Raw genomic sequence first — 23,096 nt, forward strand, 5'->3', positions numbered from 1 at the left:
CACTCCGCATCCATGCCTCGCACGTGGATGTCTCCGCGCCAAACCTCGGCCGCGTCCCTCGCCGGGTTCGCGGCGGCCGCCGCGATCGTGAGCGTGGCGGCCCCGGCACGGGCGGAGCTGCCGGATGTCGAAGATCGCCAGTATGGCCTCGGCAGCGTGAACATGTTCCTCCGGTACGCGCAGGCCCGTGATCCCGAGGCGGTGCACGATCTGTCGGGCCTTTTCATGGGCGGGCTCTCCGCGCGTGCCCTGTATGGAAAGCGATTCGCTTATGCGTTTGGCCTGGGGATCGAGTTCGGCGCCGGCGGGGCGCCGGGATTCGGGTTCGGGTTCGAGCTGTATCCGGCCGGCGTCGCGGTCGCGATCGGGCCGTCGGGGTATTTCGGCGTCTTCGGCGGGATCGGCGTGAACGGCGTGACGGCGCGCGTGCCCATGACGCTCGTGCTCCCGGCCGAAGTGCGGCTCGAGCTCGACGTGACGAAACGCGCGCGGCTCGGGGCGCTCTTCGCGGTCGGCTGGACCCCGACGAACGACGTGCGGCAGAGCAGCGCGGGGCTGATCCCGTTCGTCGACGAGAACACGATGGCCCTCACGGCGCGGTTCGGCAAGACGTTCGAGCGATACGGCTCGATGATGGGCCGCGGGTATTTCTTTCGCCTCGAGCGGCGCGAGCAGATGCGGACCGTTTTTCTCGGGCTCGCGTTCGGCTGGGAACTCGAAACGGCGAATTGATTACCGATCGTCGAAGCCGAGCCGGCCCGGGTTGACGGGCAAGATCAAAGCCGGCGGCCACCAATCGACGCCGATCGTGAGGCCGAGGACGTGCAGCTCCACGCCCTCCGTCAGGCCGAGCTTCACGCCCGCGATCCACGTGTCGAACTGCACGCCCGTGCCGCCGCTCGTCAGCGATACGCCGATCGGACCCCGATAATCCTTGCCGATGGCCGTCGACGGCAGGTCGATCGGGATGTCGCAGCGCCGGAGCATCTGATCGACGTAGGTATTGCTGTTCGGGCCGGGCATCGGCCAGTAATCGGGGTGCTCCTCGTTGTACCGCGGCGTCTCCTCGTCGAGGCATTCCACGATTTTCTGGATCGAGCCCCGATCCTTCTCGACGATGCCATGCAAAGCCACGTCCCCCTCGCCGAAATAGTCCAGCGGCCGCGACGTCGTGTCCTTGAATGCGCGCGAGAGGAGCTCGTACCGGAGCAGCGGGCGGCCCCGATCCGCGACGTTCGCGACGATCCACGCGTGCCGCGCCACCATCGTGATCGGCTCGGGCATCTCGCCGCTGAGCACGGCGACGTAAGGCTTGTCCGCGGGCGGCAAGGTGGTCGGGCGCCGCAGGACGACACATCCGGCGCTCGACGTGAGCGCGGCCGCGGCGAGCACGGCGTGGGCGAGGAGGCGGGTTTGGTTCACACGAACCTCACGCGCGCGAGGGCGACCTCGTCGAGCTGATAGAGGGCGTCGAGCAGGTTCATTTGCAGGCTGCCGGGGCCTTGGCTGCGCTCCGCGGCGATCTCGCCCGCGACGCCGAGCACGGCCATGGCGTGTGCGGCGGCGACGAGCGGATCGGGCTCCACCGCGAGGAAGGCCCCGACGAGCGCGCTCGCCGTGCATCCGAGGCCCGTCACCCGCGGCATCATGGGATGGCCGTTGCGGACGCCGAGCAGCTTTTCGCCGTCGGTCACGTAATCGACGGCCCCGCTCACCACGACCACGCATTTGTAGGTCTGCGCGAGCTGGCGCGCCGGCTCGATCGCGGCTTGGGATGGATCGGTGCTGTCGACGCCGCGGGTGACCTTCGAGCTCACGGCCGCGAGGGCGAGGACCTCGGAGGCGTTTGCCCGGATGACCGTGGGCCCGATCTGGGCGAGCTGATCCGAGACGCGTGTCCGGAGCGGCGTCGCGCCGACCCCGACCGGATCGAGCACCCAGGGTTTGTCGAGCTCGTTCGCGCGCGTGGCGCAGAGCCGCATCGCCGTGCTCCAGGGCGACGAGAGCGTCCCGATGTTGATCACGAGCGACGACGCGATGGCCACGAAGTCCTCGACCTCCTCGGCCGCGTGCACCATCGCCGGCGCGGCGCCGAGCGCGAGGAGGGCGTTCGCCGTGGTGTTCATCACGACGTAATTGGTGATGTTGTGCACGAGCGGTCGGGTCGCTCGGACCTTCCGCACCGATTCCCAGACTGCGCCCGCGTGATTCTCCATGGCTCGCCCCCTGCTCGAAGGGCCGATATTCTGGACAACCGGGGGCGTCTGTCAACCTAGCATTCGGGAATGCCCACGCTCACGTCGATCGTCGTGTCGACGGGCGCTTCGAGGACGTTGACCGCGAGGCCGCCGCGCGCGGTCTCCTTGTACTTCTCCTTCATGTCGGCGCCGGTGTCCCGCATCGTCTTGATGACCTTGTCGAGGGCGACGAAATGGCGGCCGTCGCCGCGCAGCGAGAGGCGCGCGGCCTGGATGGCCTTGATGGCGGCCATCGCGTTGCGCTCGATGCACGGCACCTGCACGAGGCCGCCGATCGGATCACACGTGAGGCCGAGGTTGTGCTCCATCGCGATCTCGGCCGCGTTCTCCACGTGCGCGGGGCTGCCGCCGAGGACCTCGCAGAGCGCGCCCGCCGCCATCGAGCAGGCCGATCCCACCTCGCCCTGACAACCCACGTCCGCCCCGCTGATCGAGGCGTTCTCCTTGTAAAGCAGCCCGATCGCCCCCGCCGTGAGCAAGAACCTGACGACGCCGTCGTCCGTGGAGTGGGGGATGAACCGCCGATAATAATGGAGGACGGCCGGGATGATCCCCGCCGCGCCGTTCGTCGGGGCCGTGACCACGCGCCCGCCGGCGGCGTTCTCTTCGCTCACCGCGAGCGCGTAGAGGCTCACCCAATCCATCGCCGTCAAGGGATCTCGCAGGCCCGCCTCGGGGTTTTCGAGCAGATTCCGGTAAAGCCCCGGCGCGCGCCTTTGCACGCGCAGGCCCCCGGGGAGCGTGCCCTCCGTGCGCAGGCCGCGCTGCACGCAGGCCTGCATGACCTGCCAGATCCGCAAGAGCCCCGCGCGTGTCTCCGCCTCGGGACGAAAGAGCGACTCGTTCGCGAGCATCAAGTCGCTGATCGAGCGTCCGTGCGCGGCGCAGGCGGCGAGCAGGTCCGCGGCCGTGCGGAATGGGTGGGGGAAAACGGCCGGCGAGGCCTCCTTCGGCGCGTCCGCGCCCGCCTCGGGGTCGTCGACCACGAAGCCGCCGCCGACCGAATAATAGACACGCGCGTCGAGGACCTCGCCTTCCGCGTTCGTCGCGGTGAATCGCATCCCGTTCGGGTGGAACGGCAAGGTTTTCCGGGAGAAGAGGATCTGGGAGGGCAGCGCGAAATCGATCTCTTTGCGGCCGAGCAGGGCGAGCCGGCCGGTGGACTTCACGGCGCTCACGTACGTCTCGACGCGCTCGACGTCGACCCCGTCCGGCGTCTCGCCGAGCAGGCCGAGGATCACGGCCTTGTCGCTGCCGTGGCCCTTGCCCGTCGCGCCGAGCGAGCCGAAGAGCTCGGCCTTCACCTTGGCCGTTCGCTCGAACACGCCTCGCTGCTCGAGCCCCAGGGCGAACGTGCGCGCGGCCCGCATCGGCCCCACGGTGTGCGAGCTCGACGGTCCAATGCCGATCTTGAACAGATCGAAGGTGCTGATGGTCATCGCGGGCGGAGTGTACTCCCGTGCGAGGGCGCGTGGTGAGGCGAAGCGCGGGGGGCGCCACCTTGCGCGCGGGCAGGCGGTTCGTCCGGGCCCCGCGTGGCTCGCCCGTCCGAGGAGCGTAGGCAGGACGACTCCGTCGAGGCGTCGTGTATCCGTGCCAAACCCCTTGTACCACTGAATGGGACGGTGGCGAACGAGACCGATAACGTGAAAATGCAGGCAGACGGGATCGACCTGGACGTGATCGCACGATTTCTGAGAAAACCGATGAATCGTCCGGAACAGCTCGCTTTTCCGCGCTAGCACGGTGGGCGGACGTCCATTAAAGCTGGATTCATGGTTCCGGATGGGGTCCAGGATTCCGCGGCCGAGGGCTGCCTCACCGGCGGCGGGGAGATGGGCGCTTTGATGCGCTCGTTCGATTGGTCCCGGACGCCTCTCGGCCCGGTCGCGGGCTGGCCGACGAGCCTCAAGACGATGGCCGGCGTCGTGCTCAACACGCGGTTTCCGATGCTCGTCTGGTGGGGGCCGGAGCTCGTCCAGGCCGTCTACAACCACGGCTACCGGGTCATCCTGGGCGACAAGCACCCCGCGTCGCTCGGCGCCCCCGGCAGCGAGGTCTGGCACGAGATCTGGGACGTCTGCGGTCCCATGGCGCGCAGCGTGCTCGAAGGTGGTCCCGCGACGTGGAGCGAGCACCTGCTGCTCTGGATGCAGCGGCGCGGGTTCGTCGAGGAGACGTACTTCAGCTTCTCGTACAGCCCCGTCCCGGGCGACGACGGCCGCGTGGGCGGCGTGCTCGTGACCGTGCACGAGACGACCGAGCAGATCCAGGACGACCGGCAGCTCCGCATGCTGCGTGATCTCGCGGCGCGCGCCGCGGACGCAAAATCGGCCGAGGAGGCATGTCGTACGGCCGCGGAAATTTTTGCGACGAACGAGGCCGATCTTCCGTTCGTGTTGCTTTACCTCGCCGAGGGGCGCGAAGGCGAAGCGCGGCTCGTCGGCGAGAGCGGGCTCGCCGGATACGAGGGCCCGGCCAAACCCGCGATCGTGCCGCTGCGGGGCGATACCTCGCGCGCCGCGTGGCCGCTCGCGGAGGCGGCGCGCGCGGGGCGCGAGGTCCTCGTGAACGACCTCGCCGGGAAGTTCGGCGCGCTGCCCGGTGGCTGCTGGGGAAGCCCGCCGGAGCGCGCGATCGTCCTGCCCCTCGTGCGCACCGGGCAGCCCGAGCCGTATGGCTTCCTCGTGGCCGGCGTGAGCCCGCATCGCCTGCTCGACGATCGGTACTGTGGGCTCTTCCGGCTCTCGGCCGATCAAGTCGTCACCACGATCGGCAACGCCCGCGCCCACGAGGAGGCGCGCGCGCGCGCCGAGGCGCTCGCCGAGATCGATCGCGCGAAGACGGCCTTCTTCAGCAACGCGAGCCACGAGCTGCGCACGCCGCTCACGTTGATCCTCGGGCCGGTCGAGGACGCGCTCGCGTCGGGCACGGAGGCGCTCGGCGGCGAGGCCCTGCGGTGGGTGCATCGGAACACGATGCGGCTCGCGAAGCTCGTGAACGCGCTGCTCGACTTCTCGCGGATCGAGGCAGGCCGCATCGACGCCGCGTACGAGCCGACCGATCTCGCGGCGCTGACGATCGATCTGGCGAGCGCGTTTCGTTCGGCCTTCGAGCGGGCGGGGCTCGCGTTCGAGGTCGACTGTCCGGCGCTCGTGGAGCCGGTCTTCGTCGACCGCGACATGTGGGAGAAGATCGTGCTGAACCTGCTCTCGAACGCGCTCAAGTTCACGTTCGAGGGGAAGGTGCGCGTGGCCTTGCGGGCGGCGACGAGCCACGTGGAGCTCACGGTCGAGGACACGGGCACGGGCATCGCCGAGAACGAGCTGCCGCGGCTCTTCGATCGGTTTCACCGCATCCAGGGCGCGCGGGCGCGCACGCACGAGGGCTCGGGCATCGGGCTCGCGCTGGTGCAGGAGCTCGTGCGGCTGCACGGAGGGCGCATCCAGGTCGCGAGCGAGCTCGGCAAGGGGACGAGGTTTCTGGTGGTGATTCCGTTCGGCGCGGCGCACCTGCCCGCCGAGCGTGTGCGCGCCGAGCCGGCGCCGGCTTCGAGTCGATCCGGCGCGGCGGCTCCGTACGTGGAGGAGGCGCTGCGGTGGCTGCCCGGCGCGGACGCGGAAGGCGACGCCGAAGCGCCGAGCTCGGAGCGGCTCTTGCCGGCGCCTTCGATCGGCGCGCTCGCTTCGCATCCGAACGCGCGCATCCTGCTCGTGGACGACAACGCCGACATGCGCGCGTACGTCGGGCGTATCCTCGGCGAGCACTGGAAGGTCGATGCGGTCGCGGACGGCGCGGCGGCGCTCGAAGCCGCGCGCGCGTCGCGGCCGGATCTCGTGCTCACGGACGTGATGATGCCGAACCTCGACGGCTTTGGTCTCGTGCGCGCGCTGCGCGACGACGCGGTGCTGCGGGACGTGCCGGTGATCATGCTCTCGGCGCGCGCGGGCGAAGAATCACGCGTCAAGGGGCTCCGGGCGGGCGCGGACGACTACCTGCCCAAGCCCTTCTCGGCGCGCGAGCTCGTGGCGCGCGTGGCGGTCCACCTTCAGCTCGCGGAGCTGCGGATGAGCGCGCTCCGGGAGCGGGCGAAGATGCACGCGCTCTTCATGCAAGCGCCGGTGGCGATCTCGTCGCTCCGCGGCCCGCGGTACGTCTTCGAGCTGGCGAACCCGCACTTCGAGGCGATGGTGGGCAAAAAACACCTGGAGGGGCGGGCGTACGTCGAGGTGTTCCCCGAGCTCGCGGATCACGCGATCATCGGCGTCCTCGACCGGGTGTACACGACCGGCACGCCGTACGTGACCGACGAGGAGCGGCTCGACATCGATCGCGGGCGTGGTCACGTGGAGGAGTCGTACTTCAGCTTCAACCTGTACCCGGTGCGCGGTGAGTCCGGGGAGCCGGAGGGGATCCTGTGCGTGGCCGTCGACGTGACGGAGCGCGTGCGCGCGCGCAAGCGTCTGGAAGAAGCGATGCAGGAGCGGGAGGAGCTGCTCGTGCGGGAGCAGGAGGCGCGTCGGCTGGCGGAGTCGGCGAACCGTTCGAAGGACGAGTTCTTGGCGATGCTCGGGCACGAGCTGCGCAACCCGCTCGCGCCGATCACGACGGCGCTTCATCTGATGCGGATGCGCGCGGGCGACGTGGTCGCGCGGGAGCGAGCGGTGATCGAGCGGCAGGTGAAGCACCTGGCGCAGCTCGTGGACGATCTCCTCGACGTCTCGCGCATCACGCGGGGCAAGGTGGAGCTGAAGAAGGAGCGGATCGAGATCGCGGAGGTGGTGGCGAAGGCGATCGAGATGGCGAGCCCGCTCCTCGAGCAGAGGCGGCACCACCTGATGGTCGAGGTGCCGTCGCGTGGCCTCTTGGTGGACGGAGACGGGACGCGGCTCGCGCAGGTGATGTCGAATCTGCTGACGAACGCCGCGAAGTACACGGAATCGGGCGGGCAGATCGCGGTGGAAGCGGAGCGGCGGGGGCGCGACGTGGAGATCCGGGTGCGCGACAATGGAATGGGGATCGCCTCGGACGTGCTGCCAAAGATCTTCGATTTTTTCGTGCAGGACAGGCAGGCGCTCGACCGCGCGCAGGGAGGGCTCGGGCTCGGGTTGGCCATTGTGCGGAACCTCGTGACGATGCACGGGGGGACGGTGTCGGCGCGGAGCGAAGGGAAGGGGAGGGGGAGCGAATTCACGGTGCGGCTGCCCGGGGCGGCGGGGTTTTCCGAGGTGGAGGCGGTGCGAGCGCGGGCTTCCGCGCCGGTGAGGTCCGGGGGCACGGGCGGACACCGGATCCTGGTGGTGGACGACAACGAGGACGCGGCTTCTTTGCTGGCGGAGTCGCTGGGGACCTTGGGGCATCAGACGCGGGTGGCGTCGGACGGGCCGTCGGCATTGCGGGTGGCGGAGAAGTTCCGGCCCGACATCGCGCTGCTCGATATCGGTTTGCCGGTGATGGATGGGTACGAGCTCGCGCATCGGCTCCGGGAGCGGCCGGAGCTCATGAGGCTCAGGTTGATCGCGGTGACGGGTTATGGGCAGGAGTCGGATCGGTCGCTCTCGCGGGAAGCCGGCTTCGATGCGCATCTGGTGAAGCCAGTGCAATTCGATCGGCTGGCCGGGCTCTTCGAGGAGCTGTTCGGGCAGGAGAGGAAGGCGGAGTAGCTGCCGCCTAAAACGCCGTCCAGAACCGGCTTCGCCTGGCCTGCGCGCTGTGTCGCGCGCCTTCCCCTTCCTTCTTGTCCGGCCCGAGCGCGACGCCGAGGACGAACGATCCGCGGAAGAAGTATTCGTCCTCTTCGAGCCGCTTCCCCGTCGAGAGCTGCTCCCAGGTGACCCCGTGGGGCGTGAAATCGACCTGCAAGCCAATCACGAAGAAGTCGAGGATGAACGCCGTGCGGAGGCCGGTGGTGAACGCGACGTCGTGGTTGTCGACGATCTTGTAATCGGGCACGTTCACCGTCTGGAGATCGAGCGGGAAACGCGCGCCGAAGAAGGGCCGGAGCTCGAAGATGTCGGCGAATTTGATCGACCAGCTCCCGTGCACGGCCGGCCCGAGGTACCGATACGTGCCGTAGGTGCCTGCATAGTTGACGCCGTAATCGAGCGTGCCGCCCAAGCAGATCGCGTCGAGGAGCCGAAGCTCGAGCGTGCCGCCGACCCCGGCCTCCGTCCCGGCGCCGCCGTGCACCGTCGCGACGAACCGATGGCCCTTGTCACGGGCCGAAGCCGCGGGCAAGAGCGCGAAAAAGCCGAGCAGCGCGGACGCGATTTGCGCAAATCGAAGTCGAGTCATGGAACACCTCCATCGGCGATTCGTTCCAGGGATGCTGAAAGGAAGCTCGTCCCAAGAATGGAGGTGGGCGCTACCGCAGCGACGCTCAACCGACGAGCTGCGGGATCCGGCCGACGAGGGGCGCTCTGAGGACGACGAGCCGATCAGGCCTGGCGGAGGTTGGTCGCGCCCGCGACGCGCATCGCGCTTTCCGCCGGAATACACGGGAGCTCGACGATGGATCGTGTCCCGTCGCCCGAGGATTCGAGCCGCATGCAAGCGTCGGCATATTTGAGCGCGAGGCGTCTCCGGACCGCGTGCAAACCGAACGCGCCGGAGCGCGGGGGCGCTTTGGGAATCCCGGGCCCGTTGTCCTCGATCGTGCAGACGAGGCGCGCGGCAGAGCCGCCGTCCGCCGGGGTCACGACGGCGCGAATGAGCACGGTGCCGCCGCCGCCGCGCCGGCGCAGGGCCCCGTGCTTGACGGCATTCTCGACGAGCGGCTGGAGGAGGAGCCGTGGGAGGAGCACATTTTCGGCGAGGCTCTCGATTTCCCACTGGAAGCGGAGCGACCCGGCGTGGCGTGATTCGAGGATGTCGGCATAACGGCGGAGCCAGGCAATCTCCTCGTCGAGCGTCTGCATTTCGTCGGCCTCGTGGAGGGCGTCGCGGAGGAGATCCCCGAGGCAAGCGAGGAGGCGGCGGGCTTCGCGAGGATCCTGCGTGACGAGGCCGGCAATGGCATTCAGCGTGTTGAGGAGGAAATGGGGCTCGAGCTGGGCGCGGAGGCGCGCGAGCTCGGCCGCGGCGCGGAGCTGGTCAGCCTCGAGCTTGAGCTTCTCGGTTTCGAGGGCGCGGAGGCGCGCGTCCTCAGCCGCAAAGGGATACACGAAGGCGAGGGCCCAGACGGCGCACATGATGAGGCCATAGATGGAGCCGAAGGTCGCGAGGATGGTGTAGGGGGCCGGGTTCTCGGGCTGCATGCCGAGGATCGGGAAGGTCTCGGCCGCGAGGACGATGGCCAAGGTGGACGTGGCGCCGACGACAGCAGCAACGAGGAGGCTGACGAGCAGGGTTCGCCCCGAAGCGAGTCGTCTCCGCGTGGCCCAATGGAAGCTCCCCGAGAGGGCAAACATGAGGAGGGGGACAGTGACGAGGAGGAAGGTAATGCGGAGGGCGAGGTCTTTGGGGGGCTGGCGGTTGAGGGCACTCGGGACCGTCTGCAGCACCATCACGCCGAGGACGACGAGGGTGGCAATGGCCCAGCGTTTCCAGCCGAAGAACTGAGGGTAGAGCGGCGAGATGCTCACCACGCTGTCGGGCTCGCGCATGGCGAGAGAGTAGACTGGCGGAGGGGCGAAGGGGCAAGCCGTAGCGCCGGGGCGCTGCCCCGGGCCCCGCGGGGGCTGTTCGCCCCTCGACCCGAACCAGCGCAAGCGCTGGACCTTTTGGGGAAGAACTGCGCGATGCGCAGTTCTTCCCACAGGCCGGTGGCAAGACCAGGGACGGTGTTGCCGATCGGAGGCGTCTTGGGTTGGCGTCTCCAGGTCGTGTGCACGCGTCTCAAAGACGTGCCCACACGCCTGCCGATCGAAGCCCCCTTGGTTGGCAGCGTCACTCGCCGGTCTTGCCTCTTCCTGTTCGATGAACTGCGCATCGCGCAGTTCATCGACCCCGAGTCCAGCGCTTGCGCTGGTCCGGGTGCAGGGGCGGACAGCCCCTGCTGGGGCCTGGGGCGAAGCCCCAGCGAAACGCCTCCCGGACGAGACCCATGCGCCGCCCAGAAAGCGCTGCGATTCTCTGGGTCACCTCACCACGAACGGATCCCGATCTGCCCCGCTCACGAACACGGACAGACCTGGCAGCGCCCCTGCGATTCGCTCCCGGATGCGCGGCAAGACTGCCCGTTCGCTGTTCGAATGCAGCGCGCACACCACCGTCATGCCGAGCTTTGCCGCCCGTAGCGCGTCGTGGTGCCTCATCTCGCCCGTCAGGTAGAGATCCGCCCCCTGGCCGAGCGCGTCTTCGACCATCGCGCCCGCGGCGCCCGCGCTTGCCGCCACCGTGCGCACCATTCCTGTCGCTGGCCCCGCCACGAGCAGCGCCTCGATCCCGAGGCCTCGCTTGATTCGCTCGAGCAGCTCTTCCCGTGACACCTCTGCTTCGAGCGCGCCGATGCGCCCGAGGCCGAGGGATTCTCCTTCCGGCGCCGGACCGAATTTTGCGCCTGGCGCGCGCATTGGACGGCGCGCGGGCAGGCCGCGGCCGAGGCCGAGGACGTCGGCCAGGAAATCGTTCGTCCCGCCCTCGGCCACGTCGAGCGCCGTGTGCGGCGAGTAAATGGCGATCCCGTCCCGGATCGCCTCGAAGATCGGCCCTGGCGCGGTCACCCGCTTCATCGCCTCGAAGATCGGCGGGTGGTACGAATACACGAGGTCCACGCCTTTCTCGCGCGCCTCGGCGGCCACGCCGGGCGTGTAATCGATGCAGAGCAGCGCCGCGCGGATCTCTGCCGCCGGATCTCCCACGAGCAGGCCCACGTTGTCCCAGCCCTCGGCGAGCCTGAGGGGGGCGATCGATTCCAGCACGGGGAGCACGTCGGAGAGGCGCATGAGGTCTGCTCTTATCACAAAGCCCGCCCCGGCCGCGCCATTTTGCGCTACCAGAGGGCCATGCCTGCGGCGCCCCCCGATCGTATCGTCGTCTACGCCTCCGATCATGGCTTCGGCCACGCCGCCCGCATGCTCGCGCTCGCGGCGCGCCTCGCCGAGGACGGCGTCTCCGTCACGCTCTGCGCCGGCGCCGCTGCGCCCATGATCCGCGCTGCTTTGCCCTTCCTCGCCGCGCACGTCGACGTCGCCGTGGCCTCGCTCGACCCCGGCCTTGCCCCGCGCGCGGGCGCCCTCGACTTCGACCTCGACCGCTCCCGCGAGGCTCTCGCCGCGTGGCGTGCCGATCTTCCCCGCCTCGTCGCGGCCGAGGCCGAGCGCCTCGTCTCCCTTGGCGCCGCGCTCGTCGTCGCCGACGCCCCTGCCGCCGCGATCCTCGCCGCCGACCGCGCGGGCATTCCCGCCGTCGTTTGCTCGAACTTCACGTGGCTCGACATGTATGCGGGCCGATTTGGCAGCGACGTCGACGAAATCCTCGCCGATGCGTACGCCCGTGCGCGCCTCGGTTATCGTCTCCGCCTCGGAGCCATGCCGCTCGCGGGCCTTGCGACCTTTCGAGACATCGACGGCGTCCTCGCTCGCCGCCCGCGCCGCGATCGAGCGACCATTCGCCGCGAGCTCGGCGTACCCGAGGGCGACCTTCTGCTCGGCCTCGGCCTCGGCGGCAGCCTCGACGCCGTCCTGTACGACGTCCTCTCCGCCTCCGCGCCCGCCTCGGGCGTTCGGCTCCTCGCGCCCTCGCACGCCCCGGATCCGCGGCAGAGCGGCCCGCTCGTGCAGTTCCCCGCCATCACGCCCGACCCGCAGAGTTATTTTGGCGCCTGCGATCTGGTCCTCGCCAAGGCCGGGTATTCGACGCTCGCCGAGGCTGCCATTGCCGGCGTGCCGCTCGCCGTCTTCCCGCTGCTCGGCAGCCCCGAGTCGGTGCGCCTTGCCCACGACGTCGAGGCGCTCGGCCTCGGCACCCGGCTTGCTGACGAAGCTGAAGCGCGCGCCGCGTTATCGCGCCCCGAGGCTCTCTTCGACGCTGCGCGTCGTGCTTGCCGCGGCCCTTTGCCCGACGCGGCGCCGGAGCTTGCCGCAGCGCTCCGCGAGCTATGGCGCTGAGGAGTCACCAAAAGGGTATTTTCATCGCGACCATGCGCGTGTAAACTCCCGACCATTCTTCGCGAAGCGGGAGGACTCTTCCATGGGATACGAGATCGCGCAGGTGGCCCGGAACTACGAGCAGATGCAAGGCCGGGAGATCTCCTACGCCGAAATGAAGTGCAACCAGTTCGTCGTGGCCGTGCTCCGTGCAGCGGTGAACCCCAAGTTCCCGTACATGCTGGCGAACGACTTTGGGAACTCGCCCTACTTCCAGAAAGTGACCGAGCCCCAGGCGGGCGACCTCGTCCACTGGCCCGGGCACATCGGAATCGTACTCGACCCGGATCAGGGCACGTTCATCGGCTCGCAGACCTCGACGGGCGTGGCCGAGGCGAACTACAAGAAGGGCTACTGGAACGGCTCGTACGGCGGCAAGAAGCCGGACGCGTTCCTGCGCTACACCGGCTTCTGATCCTCGCATGACGCGCCCCCGACTCGACGCCGATCTCCACAAGGTGATCGGCGATGTCCGCGCGGGGCGCCCCGTCTCCGATCGCGCCTTCGATCAGCTCTTCCCCGAGCCCATCCGGCGCGTCTCGTCGCGCTTCTGGACCCCCCTCGTCGTCGCCCGCAAGGTGAGCCGCCTCCTCGCCGAGGAAGGTGGCCCCGTGCTCGACGTCGGCGCCGGCGTGGGCAAGCTCTGTATCGCGGGCGCCCTCACGACCGACGCGGTGTTCCATGGCATCGAGCACCGCGCGGCCCTCGTCGAGACCGCGATGGACGTGATTGACGCGCTCGGGCTCACAGGTCGCGCCGAGGTGCGTCGAGGCACGCTCGCCGACATCGATTGGGATGTGTACCGGGCTTATTACTTTTGCAATCCGTTCGAGGAGAACATCTTCCCCGAGGCGAGGCGCCTCGACGACGCCATTCCGCTGACCGAGGAGCGATTTCGCGAGGACACGGCGCGGGTGGAGGCGGCGCTCGACGCGGCGCCCGTGGGCACGCGGATCGTGACGTTCCACGGCCTCGGGGCGCGGGTGCCGGCGACGTACCGGAAATACCCCGAGCGGACGGCCGGGACGGCGTTCCTCAATTTGTGGATCAAGGTCGAAGCCGGGACCGCAAGCGGGGAGGGGACGTTCGACGGGTGGATCGCGGGGCGGTGAGGGCGCTCGATCGAGCCACGCTCGACCGCGAGCTCGCTCGTTCCCCCGGAAACGACTGACGGGCGCGTCCCTGTCGCAGAATGCGACAGCGCCGCGAAACACGGCGCCCGCGCGCGCGTCCGTGGGGCGAATTTCGGCGTGGATCGGCGTGGCGCGCCCTTTGCAGTTCCGCCGAGCGGAATGGCGCAAGGCACATCGAGCGCAGCGTGGGACCTTTCGGCCGGCGGGGAGGACTTGCGACGTCGCGAGCCTCTGCGCGTCTTCCTCGCCGAGGACGACCTGGAGGTGCGCCGCCTCCTCGCGCACGCGCTGCGCAAGGACGGGCATACGGTGATCGAGTTCGAGAGCGGCACGCAGCTCCTCGAATTTTTGGGCACGCTCTCGCGGGGTGCGTCCGAAGAGAGCCGGCCCGACGTCATCGTCTCGGATAACCGCATGCCTGGCAAGAGCGGGCTCGACGTGCTCGCGTCCCTGCGCGAGGTCGGGTGGCGCACGCCCTTCGTGCTCACCACGGCATTCGGCGACGCGGCCACACACGCGCGCGCGCGGGCCGCGGGCGCCTTCGCGGTGTTCGACAAACCGTTCGATGTCGACGATCTGCGCACGGTCGTGCTCAATGCCGGCCGGCCCACGGGCGCGGTGGGCTCGAAGGTGCCATGAAAGACGAGGGTATGAAGAAGACGATTGTCAGGACCATGTTGCTGGGAGCGCTCGCCGCGTTCGGCGTCGCATGTGCGGAGGGCACGCCTCCCGACGGCGGAGGGGGAGGGGGAAGCGGCGGCCAGGGCGGGGGTGCGTCCTGCCGGAACCCCGACGATTGTCCGGCCCCGACGAACCCGTGCGTGACAGCCACCTGCGACGCCGGCGCCTGCGGCACCTCGCCCAAGCCGGCCGGAACACCTGCGCCCGAGCAGCAGCCGGGCGATTGCGTGATCCAGCAGTGCGACGGGGCTGGAAGCGTGGTCCCGGTTCCCGAGGACAGCGACGTGCCGGTCGATGGCAATACGTGTACAAACGACGTCTGCACGAGCGGCATCGGCTCGAACCCGCCCGTCCCGTCGGGCACGGCCTGCGACGACGCCGGATCGATTTGCGACGGCGAGGGCGCGTGCGTCGAATGCCTCACCGCCGCCGATTGCCCGGGGCAGGATACCTCGTGTGGGACCCGCGTGTGCGTGATGGGGGTGTGCGGCGTCGAGTATGCGGCTGCGGGCACGCCCCTTCCCTCCCAGATGGCCGGCGATTGCGTGCAGATGGTCTGCGACGGCTCCGGCGGCACCTCGCCCGAGGTCGACGACAGCGACGTCCCCGTCGACGGCAATACATGCACATCCGACGTCTGCACGTCCGGCGCGCCTTCCAATCCGCCGCTCGCCACAGGCGCGGCGTGTAACCAGAACGGAGGCAAGGTTTGCAACGGCGGCGGCCAGTGCGTCCAGTGCAATACCGGCGCACAGTGCCCGAGCGGCGTCTGCGCGAGCGGCGTCTGCAAGGCGGCGAGCTGCGCCGACGGCGTGAAAAATGGCTCCGAAACGGACGTCGATTGCGGCGGCGCCGGTTGCCCCGGCTGCGGGGTGGGCGAGAGCTGCCTCGCGTCGGCGGACTGCAAGAGCGGCCTCTGCGCGGCGAGCCTCTGCCAACCTCCGACCGTGCTCGGCACGACGCCCGCGGACGCAATGACCGGCGCTCCCGTGAGCTCCACGGTGGCGGTCACGTTCAGCGGACCCATGGATCCGGCCTCGCTCACCGCGCAGACCACGGTCGGACCTTGCGCCGGCACGGTCCAGCTCTCGACCGATGGATTCGTCACCTGCCTCGGCTTCGCCGCGGCCGCGCCCGTGATGTCGGGCAATGGCACCGTGGCCACGTGGACCCCGTCGCCGGCGCTCTCGTATGGCACGACGTACCACGTCCGCGTCACCACGGCGGTCAAGGGCGCCGACGGTACGCCGCTCGGGGCGGCATATACGTCGAGCGTCGGCCTCGGGACCGTGGCGCCACCGTCTTCCGCGCCTTGCGCGAGCACGGTGGTGGTGAGCCAGATTTATGGCGGGGGCGGAAACGCCGGCGCCACGTACAAGAACGATTTCGTCGAGCTGCACAACCGCGGCAACACCGCGGTGAACCTCGCCGGCTGGTCGGTGCAATACGCGAGCGCCGTCGGGACGACGTGGCTCGTGACGAACCTGAGCGGCACCATCGCCCCCGGCGGTTATTTCCTCGTCCAGCAGGCCGGCGGCGCGAATGGCGGGGCATTGCCGGCGTCCGACGCGACGGGCACCACGAACATGAGCGCCGCGGTGGGCAAGGTCGCGCTGGTCAACACCACCACGGCGCTCAGCGGCGGCTGCCCCAGCGGCGCACAGATCATGGACTTCGTGGGGTATGGAAGCACGGCGAACTGCTTCGAGGGGAGCGGCACGGCCCCTGGAGCGTCGACTGCCGCGCAATCGATCCAGCGCCTCTCCGGCGCGTGCGCCGACACGGGCGACAACAAGGCAGATTTCGCGGTAACTCAGGTCGCGCCGCGCAGCTCGGCGAGCATGGCGAGCGCCTGCGCCTGCGCGGGCGACGTCACGGCCAACGAATCGGATCAGGCGTACGAGATCGATTTCTGCAATGTGCAATCTCCGGCCTCGATGACGGTCTCCGCCTCGGCGATGACGCCCGTCATTTACGGTCGGGTCTACGAGGCGGGCGTGACCGAGGCGGCCGGCGCGAGCGCTACGTTGAAGGTCGAGGTGGGCTTCGGCCCAGCCAGCATCAACCCCACCACCCAGAGCGGCTGGCAGTTCTTCCCGGCCACATACGATACGCAGATCGGCAATGACGACGAATACAAGGCCTCGTTCCTCGCTCCCGCCACTCCAGGCTCGTACCGCTACGCCTACCGGGTGAGCCTCGACGGGACGAGGTGGACCTATTGTGATCTGAACGGCGCAGGTTCGAATGCGGGGCTCTTTTTCGAGGTGACCCAGCTCCCGCCGCTCACGGTGACGCCGTGACGACGTCCGCTTCGCCGAAGGCCCGTCGGCCCGCCCGAGGACGCCTTCGTGGTACGCTCCCTCGGTGAAGCTCGCCCGCAAGCTCGCCATCGCCCTCATCCTGGGGGTCTTCGCGGTCGTCGCCGTGCACGCCTACTTCCGCGTGCGCCGGCTGGTCGCGCTCTTCGAGACGGACATCCGACACGATTCGCACGCCTATGGCCGCGCCCTCGCCGGGGCCGTCGCAGCGGTGGTCCACGCCGACGGGCGCGAGCGGGCCCGCGCCATCGTGGAGCTCGCCAACCAGCGCGAGAACCACGTGCGCATCCGCTGGGTCTCCCTCGACGCGCCCGCGGAGAGCCCCGACGCCCCCGCCGCGCCCCGCGTCGTGCTCGATCCCGTCGCGAATGGCGAAGAGCTCGTGCTCAGGCTCCCGCGCCTCGACGACGTCCACGAAGAGCACCTCGTCACGTTCGTGCCCGTGGTCGCCGAAGGTGGAGGATCCCTCGGCGCCATCGAGCTCGCCGAGTCGCTCGCGGGCGAGAAGCAATACGTGCGGACGGCGCTGTTCAACACATTCCTCGCCAACCTCGCGGTCGCGCTCGTGTGCGGGCTCATCGCCACCGGCCTCGGCGTATGGTTCGTCGGCCGGCCGATGCAGAGCCTCATCGCGCAGGCGCGCCGCGTCGGCGCGGGCGACCTCTCCGCGCGCCTCAGGCTTTCCCAGCGCGACGAGATCGGCCAGCTCGCCCACGAGATGAACCTCATGTGCGACCGCCTCGCCGAGGCCAACGCGCGCGCGGCGCGGGAGACGGAGGCGCGCATCGCCGCGCTCGAGCAGCTCCGCCATGCCGATCGCCTCGCGACCGTGGGCAAGCTGGCGGCGGGCATTGCGCACGAGCTCGGGGCGCCGCTCCAGGTCATCTCGGGCCGCGCGCGTATGCTCTGCGAGGACGGGACGAGCCCCGGCGAGGTCGAGAACGACGCGCGCATCATCGCCGAGCAGACCGACCGCATCATCCGCATCGTGCGCCAGCTCCTCGATTTCGCGCGTCGGCGCGGCGCCGAAAAATCGCGCACCGATCTTCGCGGCGTCACGCGGCGCACCCTATCGCTGCTCGGGCCGCTCGCGGACAAGCGGAACGTCTCGATCGAGATCGCGGCGGGCGAGGCGCCCATCGAGGCGGACGTGGACGCGGCCCAGATCCAGCAAGCGCTCACGAATCTCGTGGTCAACGGCATCCAGGCCATGAAGGCGGGCGGAAAGCTCTGCGTGGAGGTCCACGAAGAGCGCGCGGCGCCCCCTCATGACATCGGTGGGGACGAGGCAATGTATGCCTGCATCGAGGTCCGCGACGAGGGCGAGGGGATGCCGTCCGACGTCGTGGCCCATATTTTCGAACCTTTCTACACGACCAAGGACGTGGGCGAAGGGACCGGGCTCGGGCTCTCCGTCTCGTATGGCATCGTGCGCGAGCACGAGGGGTTCATCCGCGTCGACAGCGAGGTGGGCAAAGGCAGCCGGTTTCGCGTATACCTGCCCTCGTGCAGCCGAGCATCCCCGGGCGTGTCCTGATCATCGACGACGAACCCGAGGTCTGCGAGCTTCTCGACAAGGGGCTCAAAAAGCGCGGGTTCGTCACGGCGTACCGCACGAGCGGCGAGGAGGGGCTCGAACTGCTCGCGGCCGACGATTTCGACGTGGTCGTGGCCGACCTGCAGATGAAGCGCATGACCGGCCTCGCGTTATGTGAGCGGATCATGGGGACGCGGCCCGACGTGCCCGTCATCGTCATGACCGCGTTCGGGAGCCTCGACACCGCGATCGCGGCCATCCGCGCGGGCGCGTACGATTTCCTCCCCAAGCCGTTCGAGCTCGAAGTGCTGCGCATCGCGGTGGAGCGGGCGGTGCGGCACCGGGCGCTGCGCGACGAGGTGAAGCGGCTGCGGCACGCGGCGGCGGAGGCGTGCGAGTTCGAGGAAATGGTCGGGGCGAGCGCGGCGATGAAGCGAGCGACCGACATGCTCGAACGGGTGGCCGATCTCGACACCTCGGTGCTGATCACGGGCGAGAGCGGCACGGGCAAGGAGCTCGCGGCGCGCGCCCTGCACCGGCGCAGCGCGCGGCGGGGCGGGCCGTTCGTCGCGATCAATTGCGCGGCGATGCCCGAGGCATTGCTCGAGAGCGAGCTCTTCGGCCACGTCCGCGGCGCCTTCACGGACGCGCGCACGGCGCGCACGGGCCTCTTCCAGAAGGCGCACGGGGGGACGCTTTTCCTCGACGAGATCGGCGACATGCCGCTCGGCCTGCAGCCGAAGCTCCTCCGGGCCTTGCAGGAGCGGACCGTGCGGCCCGTCGGCGGCGATGACGAGGTGGCCGTGGACGTGCGTATCGTGTCGGCCACGAACCGCGATCTCGAGGCCGCGGTGGAGGAGCGCCGATTCCGGGAGGACCTCTATTACCGTATTCACGTCGTGCTGGTGGAGATGCCGCCGCTGCGCTCGCGCGGCACGGACATCCTGTTTTTGGCGCAGAGGTTCGTGGAGAAGTTTGCCGCGGCAACCGGGCGGCGCGTCACCGGCCTGTCGCATGCGGCGGCCGACAAACTCATGAGTTATGCGTGGCCGGGCAACGTCCGAGAACTCTCGAATTGCATCGAGCGCGCCGTCGCGCTCGCCACGTACGAGCAGATCGGCGCGGAGGATCTACCCGAGAAGATTCGCAACCACGAGGCCAAGCACGTCGTGGTGGCCACGGACGATCCCGCGGAGCTTTTGCCGCTCGAGGACGTGGAGCGCCGATACATTCTGCGGGTCCTCGAGGCGGTGCGCGGCAACAAGACGCGCGCGGCGGAGCTCCTGAAGCTCGATCGCGCCACGCTTTATCGCAAGCTCGCTCGGTACGGCAGCGGCGATTGAGGCGACACCGCCTGCAAAAGGATCATCCCCGCCGCGCCAGCGCCCACGCGACGCCTGCTTGCATCGTCGACAGCGTGACGATCCCTTCCAGGCGGGCATCCATTTCGATCATGGCCTGCGCCATGGCGGCCTTCACGCCGGTGAGCACCACGCGCGCGCCGAGCAGACGCACGGCCCCGGCGGCGTCGACGAGCAGGCGCACCACCTCGGTGTCGATCGTCGTGACGCCCGTCACGTCGAGCAGCACCACGGAGGCCTGGCGCTCGGAGACGCCGTGGAGGAGCGAATCGAGCGCTTGCGCGGCGCGTGCGGCGTCGATGCGGCCGATGAGCGGCATCGCGAGGACCCGCTCGGCGAGCGGCAGGAGCGGCGCGCCGAGCTCGCGCAAGGTCGCCGCTTGTGCGCGTCGTTCCTCCTCCAGGCGCTCGGCGCGGCGCACGCCCGTGACGTCCCAGTAGATGCCCATCGAGCCGGTGATCGCGCCGTCCGCGTCCCGCACGGGCACCTTCTTGACCTCCACGTAACGCGAGCCCTCGGTGGCCGGCGCTTTGTGCTCCTCGATGCCCTGCCACGTCTCGCCCGTCTCGACCACGCGCCGATCGTCGGCGTCGTATTTCTCCGCGAGCTCGCGCGGGTAATAATCGAACACCGTCTTGCCGAGCGCATCCTCGAGCCCGCAGCCGACGCTGGCGAGCATCGTCGCGTTGGCCCAGACGCAGCGCCCTTCGTGGTCCTTGTGATAAAGGCTCAGCGGCAGCTCGTCGGCGAGCGCGCGGAAAAAACGTAGCTCGTCCTCGAGCGCCTGCACCTTCGCTTCGAGGGTGCGCACCAGCGCGTGGTCCTCCGCGGACCCGTCGAGCATCTCTTCGGAATGACTCATGAACCTTCCACCTGTAGCCCGTATCGCACGCATCCGGCAAGGTTGGAAGAGGAAACGACGACGTGGAGATCGGCATGTTTCGGGAGGATCACGGTGTCCGCGGGAAAGAATGGATCTCGGTCGGGATCGAGGCGTTGACGTAGGTCCGCGACGGTGGTGCCATCACGCACGCGATGCGATCCCCGCGCAGGCTCGTGGAGCGTCTTCTCGTTTTTCTCCGGCGACGATGGATCGCCGTGACGACCACGCTCGTCGTCGTGGCTCCGGCGCTCGTCGACCTGCTCTCGTCGATCAAAACGGCCCCCTTTCACTGGATGGCCATCGACACCTACTATTACCTCACGATCGGCAGGAACCTCGCGCGAACGGGCCGGTTTTCCTACGATGGGGAGTTCGCGACGAACGGCTTTCATCCGCTCTGGCAGACCTTCATCGGGTTCACCGAGCTCGTGCGCGAGAAGGCCGGGCTCGGCGACATCGGCCTCTTCCTGGCCGTCGTGAGCAGCGTGATTGCGGCCGGAGGTGCGACGTGGCTCCTCGGCATGACGCTCCTCCGCGCGCGTCGGCTCACGCCTGCCTTCGTCTTGCTGCCCGTCGGCGTTTATGCCCTTCTCGTCCTTCCCCTCTGGAATTTCGGCCTCGGGCTCATCGAAAAGGCCGGTTTGTCTCACTGGCGGCTCCCCGTCTTCGGGACCCCGTGGAGCTACATGAATGGCATGGAGAGCGGCCTTTGCCTCTTGCTCTTCGCGCTCTCTCTTTTCCTTGCGACCTCTCGCTCGGCCCTGCATTCCGCGAGGGCAGGGGCGTACGTCGGGGCGGCGCTCGCGGCGCTCACGCTCGCGCGCCTCGATCTCGGGCTCATCGCCGCGCCCATGCTTTCGGGGTATTGCTTTTTGTGCTTGCGCCGAGGCGGCCTTCGGCGGGCCGCGGGCGCGGCGGTCCTCGCGTTCGTCGCGCTCCTCTTGCCTTATCTCTTGATCAATCGAATCTACTTCGGATCGTTCATGCCCATCAGCGGGGCCGCGAAGACGACCTTCCCGAAGTGGAACCCGGAGCACGCGCACCTCATCAAAGCCCTCTTCCAGGGAGCGCTGAAAAACTCGCCGTGGTGGCTGCCGAATGCGTGCCGCGAAGCGCAGATCGTCCTGCCGCCGCTCCTCTCGCTGCCCTACATCCTGGTCGTCGCCCTGCGCCGGCGGAAGGCGACGAGGCTCCAGATCCTGCTCGCGTTCGCGGCCCTGGGCGTCATTGCGCTCGGCGCGTACAATTTCTGCTTCGGGCTCGCTCTGCACCAGGGATACTGGTACTTCCCCGTCTCCACGCTCCTCCCCACGCTGTTCGTCCTTTCGGCGCGCCTGCCGCGCCTCCGCTTCGCGGCATTCAACACGCTGCGACCTTCCCCGAGATACCTGGCCGCCTGCGCCATCGGGGAGGCGCTCGTCCTCGTGTTTTTCTTCAAGTACCACAGGCACGTCGCATACAACGGCGACTTTCTGCGGTTCCATGAGAGGACCGTGCCCGAGGTGCGAAAGCAGTATCCGAACGGGCTCCCGAAGTTCATCGAGGTCGACGACGGCTTATTGAGCTACTCATTCGACACGCCGTCGCAGTCGTTTCTCCTCGCGCTCGATCGCGAGGGTTTTACCGCGCGGCGCGAGCATCGCTTCCTCGAGCTCTCGTTCCAGCGAGGGTATCACCATTTCGCCTCGTTCCAGTACCGCCCGCGCGATTACCGGCCCTCCGAGATGTCCGCCTGGCTCGGCCGGGCGGCCGATCAACCCCCGGAGCGTTTCCTCCTGGAGCGGGAATGGGTCTCTCCGGATGGGATGTTCGCCCTGCTCCGCGTCCGGGCTCGATGACCGGCGCGCTCGCGGGGACCCTCGGCCATGGGAATGACGAGGGCGGGCGCTTCATGGCGCCGCCGACCCTCGTCAAGGGCGAGGGCTCGACGGCGTCTCCGTCGTTCAGCCCGCCGCGGCCTTCTGCAGGGCCGCGATGTCGAGCTTCTTCATCCCGAGCATGGCCATCGTGGCCCGCCGCGCTCGATTCGGGTCGGGATCGGAGAGCAGCTCGACGAGCTGCTTCGGCACCACCTGCCAGGACACGCCGAAGCGATCCCGGAGCCAGCCGCATTGCTGGGCCTTTTCGTCGCCGCCCTCGGTGAGGCGATTCCAGTAATGGTCCACCTCCTCCTGGTTCTTGCAATGCACGACGAACGAGATCGCCCCGCTGAACGTGAACTGGGGGCCGCCGTTGATCGCAGTGAAATCCTGCCCGTCGAGCTGGAAGGCCATCGTCATGACCGACCCCTCCGCCCGGCCGGACGCCTGGGCGGCTTCCTTGCTGTAACGCGTGCTCATCACGATCCGGGAGTTCGGGAAGATCGACGTGTAGAAGTTGACCGCCTCCTCGGCCTGCGTGTCGAACCAGAGGAACGGCGTGATGCGCTGGAACCTGTCTTGCATGGTCTTGTTCTCGCTGTTCTCGTGAGCGTGACGGAGGAACCACGGGAGCGGCCGGGTTCGTCGTGAACGTACGGCAACCCCCCGCGGAGGTGTTTCACGTACATGGACCCGCGGCCGAGGGAAAACTCATCGGTCCTCCGTGACGAAATCGTGCGTCCCGAAACTGTGGTTCCGCGCACTCCGTCCGGGCAGCCTCGGAAGCGAGGACGTTCCGTGACCACGTCGCCCGCCTTGGCGAGCTAGTTCTCTCCACTTCCAAGCGGGGCGAGACGGGCGCGCCAGCCCGTTGACGCGGCTGCGATTTCGTGTTGGAATGGTCGGAATCGGCCGGCCACGAATTCGGAGATGAGAGCCCGAGGATGTCTCGCGCTCTTCTCGTGACTGGTCGTG

Annotated in this window: 18 protein-coding genes; 10 read left to right on the plus strand and 8 right to left on the minus strand. The window is 68.8% G+C overall.

The window, feature by feature from the left end; genetic code table 11:
• The first annotated feature begins 12 nt into the window (after positions 1-12).
• Complete coding sequence (locus tag QHF84_RS28990) at positions 13-732, plus strand: hypothetical protein (protein WP_281316682.1); 720 nt, start codon at positions 13-15, stop codon at positions 730-732.
• Here the strand turns inward: QHF84_RS28990 and QHF84_RS28995 are convergent, their stop codons facing one another.
• Genes QHF84_RS28995 through QHF84_RS29005 form a run of 3 tightly spaced genes read right to left on the minus strand, consistent with a single transcriptional unit; the run spans position 733 to position 3,697 of the window.
• Positions 733-1,422: a DUF3750 domain-containing protein gene (locus QHF84_RS28995; RefSeq protein WP_281316683.1), complete on the minus strand. Its 690-nt coding sequence runs from the start codon at positions 1,420-1,422 to the stop codon at positions 733-735.
• A complete protein-coding gene (gene thiM, locus QHF84_RS29000) occupies positions 1,419-2,216 on the minus strand; it encodes a hydroxyethylthiazole kinase (RefSeq protein ID WP_281316684.1) in 798 nt (265 codons plus the stop codon). The genes QHF84_RS28995 and thiM overlap by 4 nt, the downstream gene beginning before the upstream one ends.
• 56 nt (positions 2,217-2,272) lie before the next feature.
• Entirely contained in the window at positions 2,273-3,697 is a 1,425-nt protein-coding gene (locus tag QHF84_RS29005) for an L-serine ammonia-lyase (RefSeq protein WP_281316685.1), read from the minus strand.
• A gap of 336 nt (positions 3,698-4,033) precedes the next feature.
• Here QHF84_RS29005 and QHF84_RS29010 point away from each other — a divergent pair, with 336 nt between their 5' ends.
• Positions 4,034-7,921: an ATP-binding protein gene (locus QHF84_RS29010; RefSeq protein ID WP_281316686.1), complete on the plus strand. Its 3,888-nt coding sequence runs from the start codon at positions 4,034-4,036 to the stop codon at positions 7,919-7,921.
• Positions 7,922-7,928: 7 nt separating this feature from the next.
• Here QHF84_RS29010 and QHF84_RS29015 read toward each other — a convergent pair whose 3' ends face one another.
• The 3 genes from QHF84_RS29015 to QHF84_RS29025 form a co-directional block, all read right to left on the minus strand.
• Positions 7,929-8,552, minus strand: coding sequence for a hypothetical protein (locus QHF84_RS29015; protein WP_281316687.1), 624 nt, complete (start codon positions 8,550-8,552; stop codon positions 7,929-7,931).
• A 143-nt stretch (positions 8,553-8,695) separates the two neighbouring features.
• The gene (locus QHF84_RS29020) at positions 8,696-9,862 is read right to left on the minus strand and encodes a sensor histidine kinase (protein ID WP_281316688.1); all 1,167 of its coding nucleotides are present in this window, start codon (positions 9,860-9,862) and stop codon (positions 8,696-8,698) included.
• A gap of 474 nt (positions 9,863-10,336) precedes the next feature.
• Positions 10,337-11,143, minus strand: coding sequence for a Nif3-like dinuclear metal center hexameric protein (locus tag QHF84_RS29025; protein ID WP_281316689.1), 807 nt, complete (start codon positions 11,141-11,143; stop codon positions 10,337-10,339).
• A gap of 60 nt (positions 11,144-11,203) precedes the next feature.
• Here QHF84_RS29025 and QHF84_RS29030 point away from each other — a divergent pair, with 60 nt between their 5' ends.
• The 7 genes from QHF84_RS29030 (at position 11,204) to QHF84_RS29060 (ending at position 19,361) form a co-directional block, all read left to right on the plus strand.
• Positions 11,204-12,307 (plus strand): hypothetical protein, encoded by a 1,104-nt coding sequence (locus QHF84_RS29030; RefSeq protein WP_281316690.1) that lies wholly within the window; start codon positions 11,204-11,206, stop codon positions 12,305-12,307.
• 82 nt (positions 12,308-12,389) lie between these two features.
• The gene (locus QHF84_RS29035) at positions 12,390-12,761 is read left to right on the plus strand and encodes an NlpC/P60 family protein (RefSeq protein ID WP_281316691.1); all 372 of its coding nucleotides are present in this window, start codon (positions 12,390-12,392) and stop codon (positions 12,759-12,761) included.
• Positions 12,762-12,768: 7 nt separating this feature from the next.
• The gene (locus tag QHF84_RS29040; protein ID WP_281316692.1) at positions 12,769-13,458 is read left to right on the plus strand and encodes a hypothetical protein; all 690 of its coding nucleotides are present in this window, start codon (positions 12,769-12,771) and stop codon (positions 13,456-13,458) included.
• A gap of 234 nt (positions 13,459-13,692) precedes the next feature.
• The gene (locus QHF84_RS29045; protein ID WP_281316693.1) at positions 13,693-14,118 is read left to right on the plus strand and encodes a response regulator; all 426 of its coding nucleotides are present in this window, start codon (positions 13,693-13,695) and stop codon (positions 14,116-14,118) included.
• A gap of 11 nt (positions 14,119-14,129) precedes the next feature.
• Complete coding sequence (locus QHF84_RS29050) at positions 14,130-16,463, plus strand: lamin tail domain-containing protein (protein WP_281316694.1); 2,334 nt, start codon at positions 14,130-14,132, stop codon at positions 16,461-16,463.
• A 64-nt stretch (positions 16,464-16,527) separates the two neighbouring features.
• Positions 16,528-18,018 carry a HAMP domain-containing sensor histidine kinase gene (locus QHF84_RS29055; protein WP_281316695.1) on the plus strand — a complete coding sequence of 497 codons (1,491 nt, stop codon included), beginning with the start codon at positions 16,528-16,530 and terminating at the stop codon, positions 18,016-18,018.
• Positions 18,000-19,361, plus strand: coding sequence for a sigma-54 dependent transcriptional regulator (locus QHF84_RS29060; protein WP_348652890.1), 1,362 nt, complete (start codon positions 18,000-18,002; stop codon positions 19,359-19,361). The genes QHF84_RS29055 and QHF84_RS29060 overlap by 19 nt, the downstream gene beginning before the upstream one ends.
• A gap of 22 nt (positions 19,362-19,383) precedes the next feature.
• On the opposite strand, the gene QHF84_RS29065 is transcribed toward QHF84_RS29060, so the two are convergent.
• Positions 19,384-20,241: a PAS domain-containing protein gene (locus tag QHF84_RS29065; RefSeq protein WP_281316697.1), complete on the minus strand. Its 858-nt coding sequence runs from the start codon at positions 20,239-20,241 to the stop codon at positions 19,384-19,386.
• Between the two features lie 236 nt (positions 20,242-20,477).
• Here QHF84_RS29065 and QHF84_RS29070 point away from each other — a divergent pair, with 236 nt between their 5' ends.
• Positions 20,478-22,100: a hypothetical protein gene (locus QHF84_RS29070; RefSeq protein WP_281316698.1), complete on the plus strand. Its 1,623-nt coding sequence runs from the start codon at positions 20,478-20,480 to the stop codon at positions 22,098-22,100.
• A gap of 105 nt (positions 22,101-22,205) precedes the next feature.
• Here QHF84_RS29070 and QHF84_RS29075 read toward each other — a convergent pair whose 3' ends face one another.
• Positions 22,206-22,706, minus strand: coding sequence for a VOC family protein (locus tag QHF84_RS29075; protein ID WP_281316699.1), 501 nt, complete (start codon positions 22,704-22,706; stop codon positions 22,206-22,208).
• Between the last annotated feature and the right edge of the window lie 390 nt (positions 22,707-23,096).

The sequence above is a fragment of the Polyangium sp. y55x31 genome, assembly GCF_029946505.1.
GTDB lineage: Bacteria > Myxococcota_A > Polyangia > Polyangiales > Polyangiaceae > Polyangium.

Excerpts from the sequence above, each read along its gene's own strand:
- QHF84_RS29050 (WP_281316694.1), top strand. The coding sequence starts at position 14,130 with ATGAAGAAGACGATTGTCAGGACCATGTTGCTGGGAGCGCTCGCCGCG.
- QHF84_RS29035 (WP_281316691.1), top strand. The coding sequence starts at position 12,390 with ATGGGATACGAGATCGCGCAGGTGGCCCGGAACTACGAGCAGATGCAA.
- QHF84_RS29020 (WP_281316688.1), bottom strand. The coding sequence starts at position 9,862 with ATGCGCGAGCCCGACAGCGTGGTGAGCATCTCGCCGCTCTACCCTCAG.
- QHF84_RS29075 (WP_281316699.1), bottom strand. The coding sequence starts at position 22,706 with ATGCAAGACAGGTTCCAGCGCATCACGCCGTTCCTCTGGTTCGACACG.
- thiM (WP_281316684.1), bottom strand. The coding sequence starts at position 2,216 with ATGGAGAATCACGCGGGCGCAGTCTGGGAATCGGTGCGGAAGGTCCGA.
- QHF84_RS29005 (WP_281316685.1), bottom strand. The coding sequence starts at position 3,697 with ATGACCATCAGCACCTTCGATCTGTTCAAGATCGGCATTGGACCGTCG.
- QHF84_RS29010 (WP_281316686.1), top strand. The coding sequence starts at position 4,034 with ATGGTTCCGGATGGGGTCCAGGATTCCGCGGCCGAGGGCTGCCTCACC.
- QHF84_RS28990 (WP_281316682.1), top strand. The coding sequence starts at position 13 with ATGCCTCGCACGTGGATGTCTCCGCGCCAAACCTCGGCCGCGTCCCTC.
- QHF84_RS29015 (WP_281316687.1), bottom strand. The coding sequence starts at position 8,552 with ATGACTCGACTTCGATTTGCGCAAATCGCGTCCGCGCTGCTCGGCTTT.
- QHF84_RS29025 (WP_281316689.1), bottom strand. The coding sequence starts at position 11,143 with ATGCGCCTCTCCGACGTGCTCCCCGTGCTGGAATCGATCGCCCCCCTC.
- QHF84_RS29030 (WP_281316690.1), top strand. The coding sequence starts at position 11,204 with ATGCCTGCGGCGCCCCCCGATCGTATCGTCGTCTACGCCTCCGATCAT.
- QHF84_RS29065 (WP_281316697.1), bottom strand. The coding sequence starts at position 20,241 with ATGAGTCATTCCGAAGAGATGCTCGACGGGTCCGCGGAGGACCACGCG.
- QHF84_RS29040 (WP_281316692.1), top strand. The coding sequence starts at position 12,769 with ATGACGCGCCCCCGACTCGACGCCGATCTCCACAAGGTGATCGGCGAT.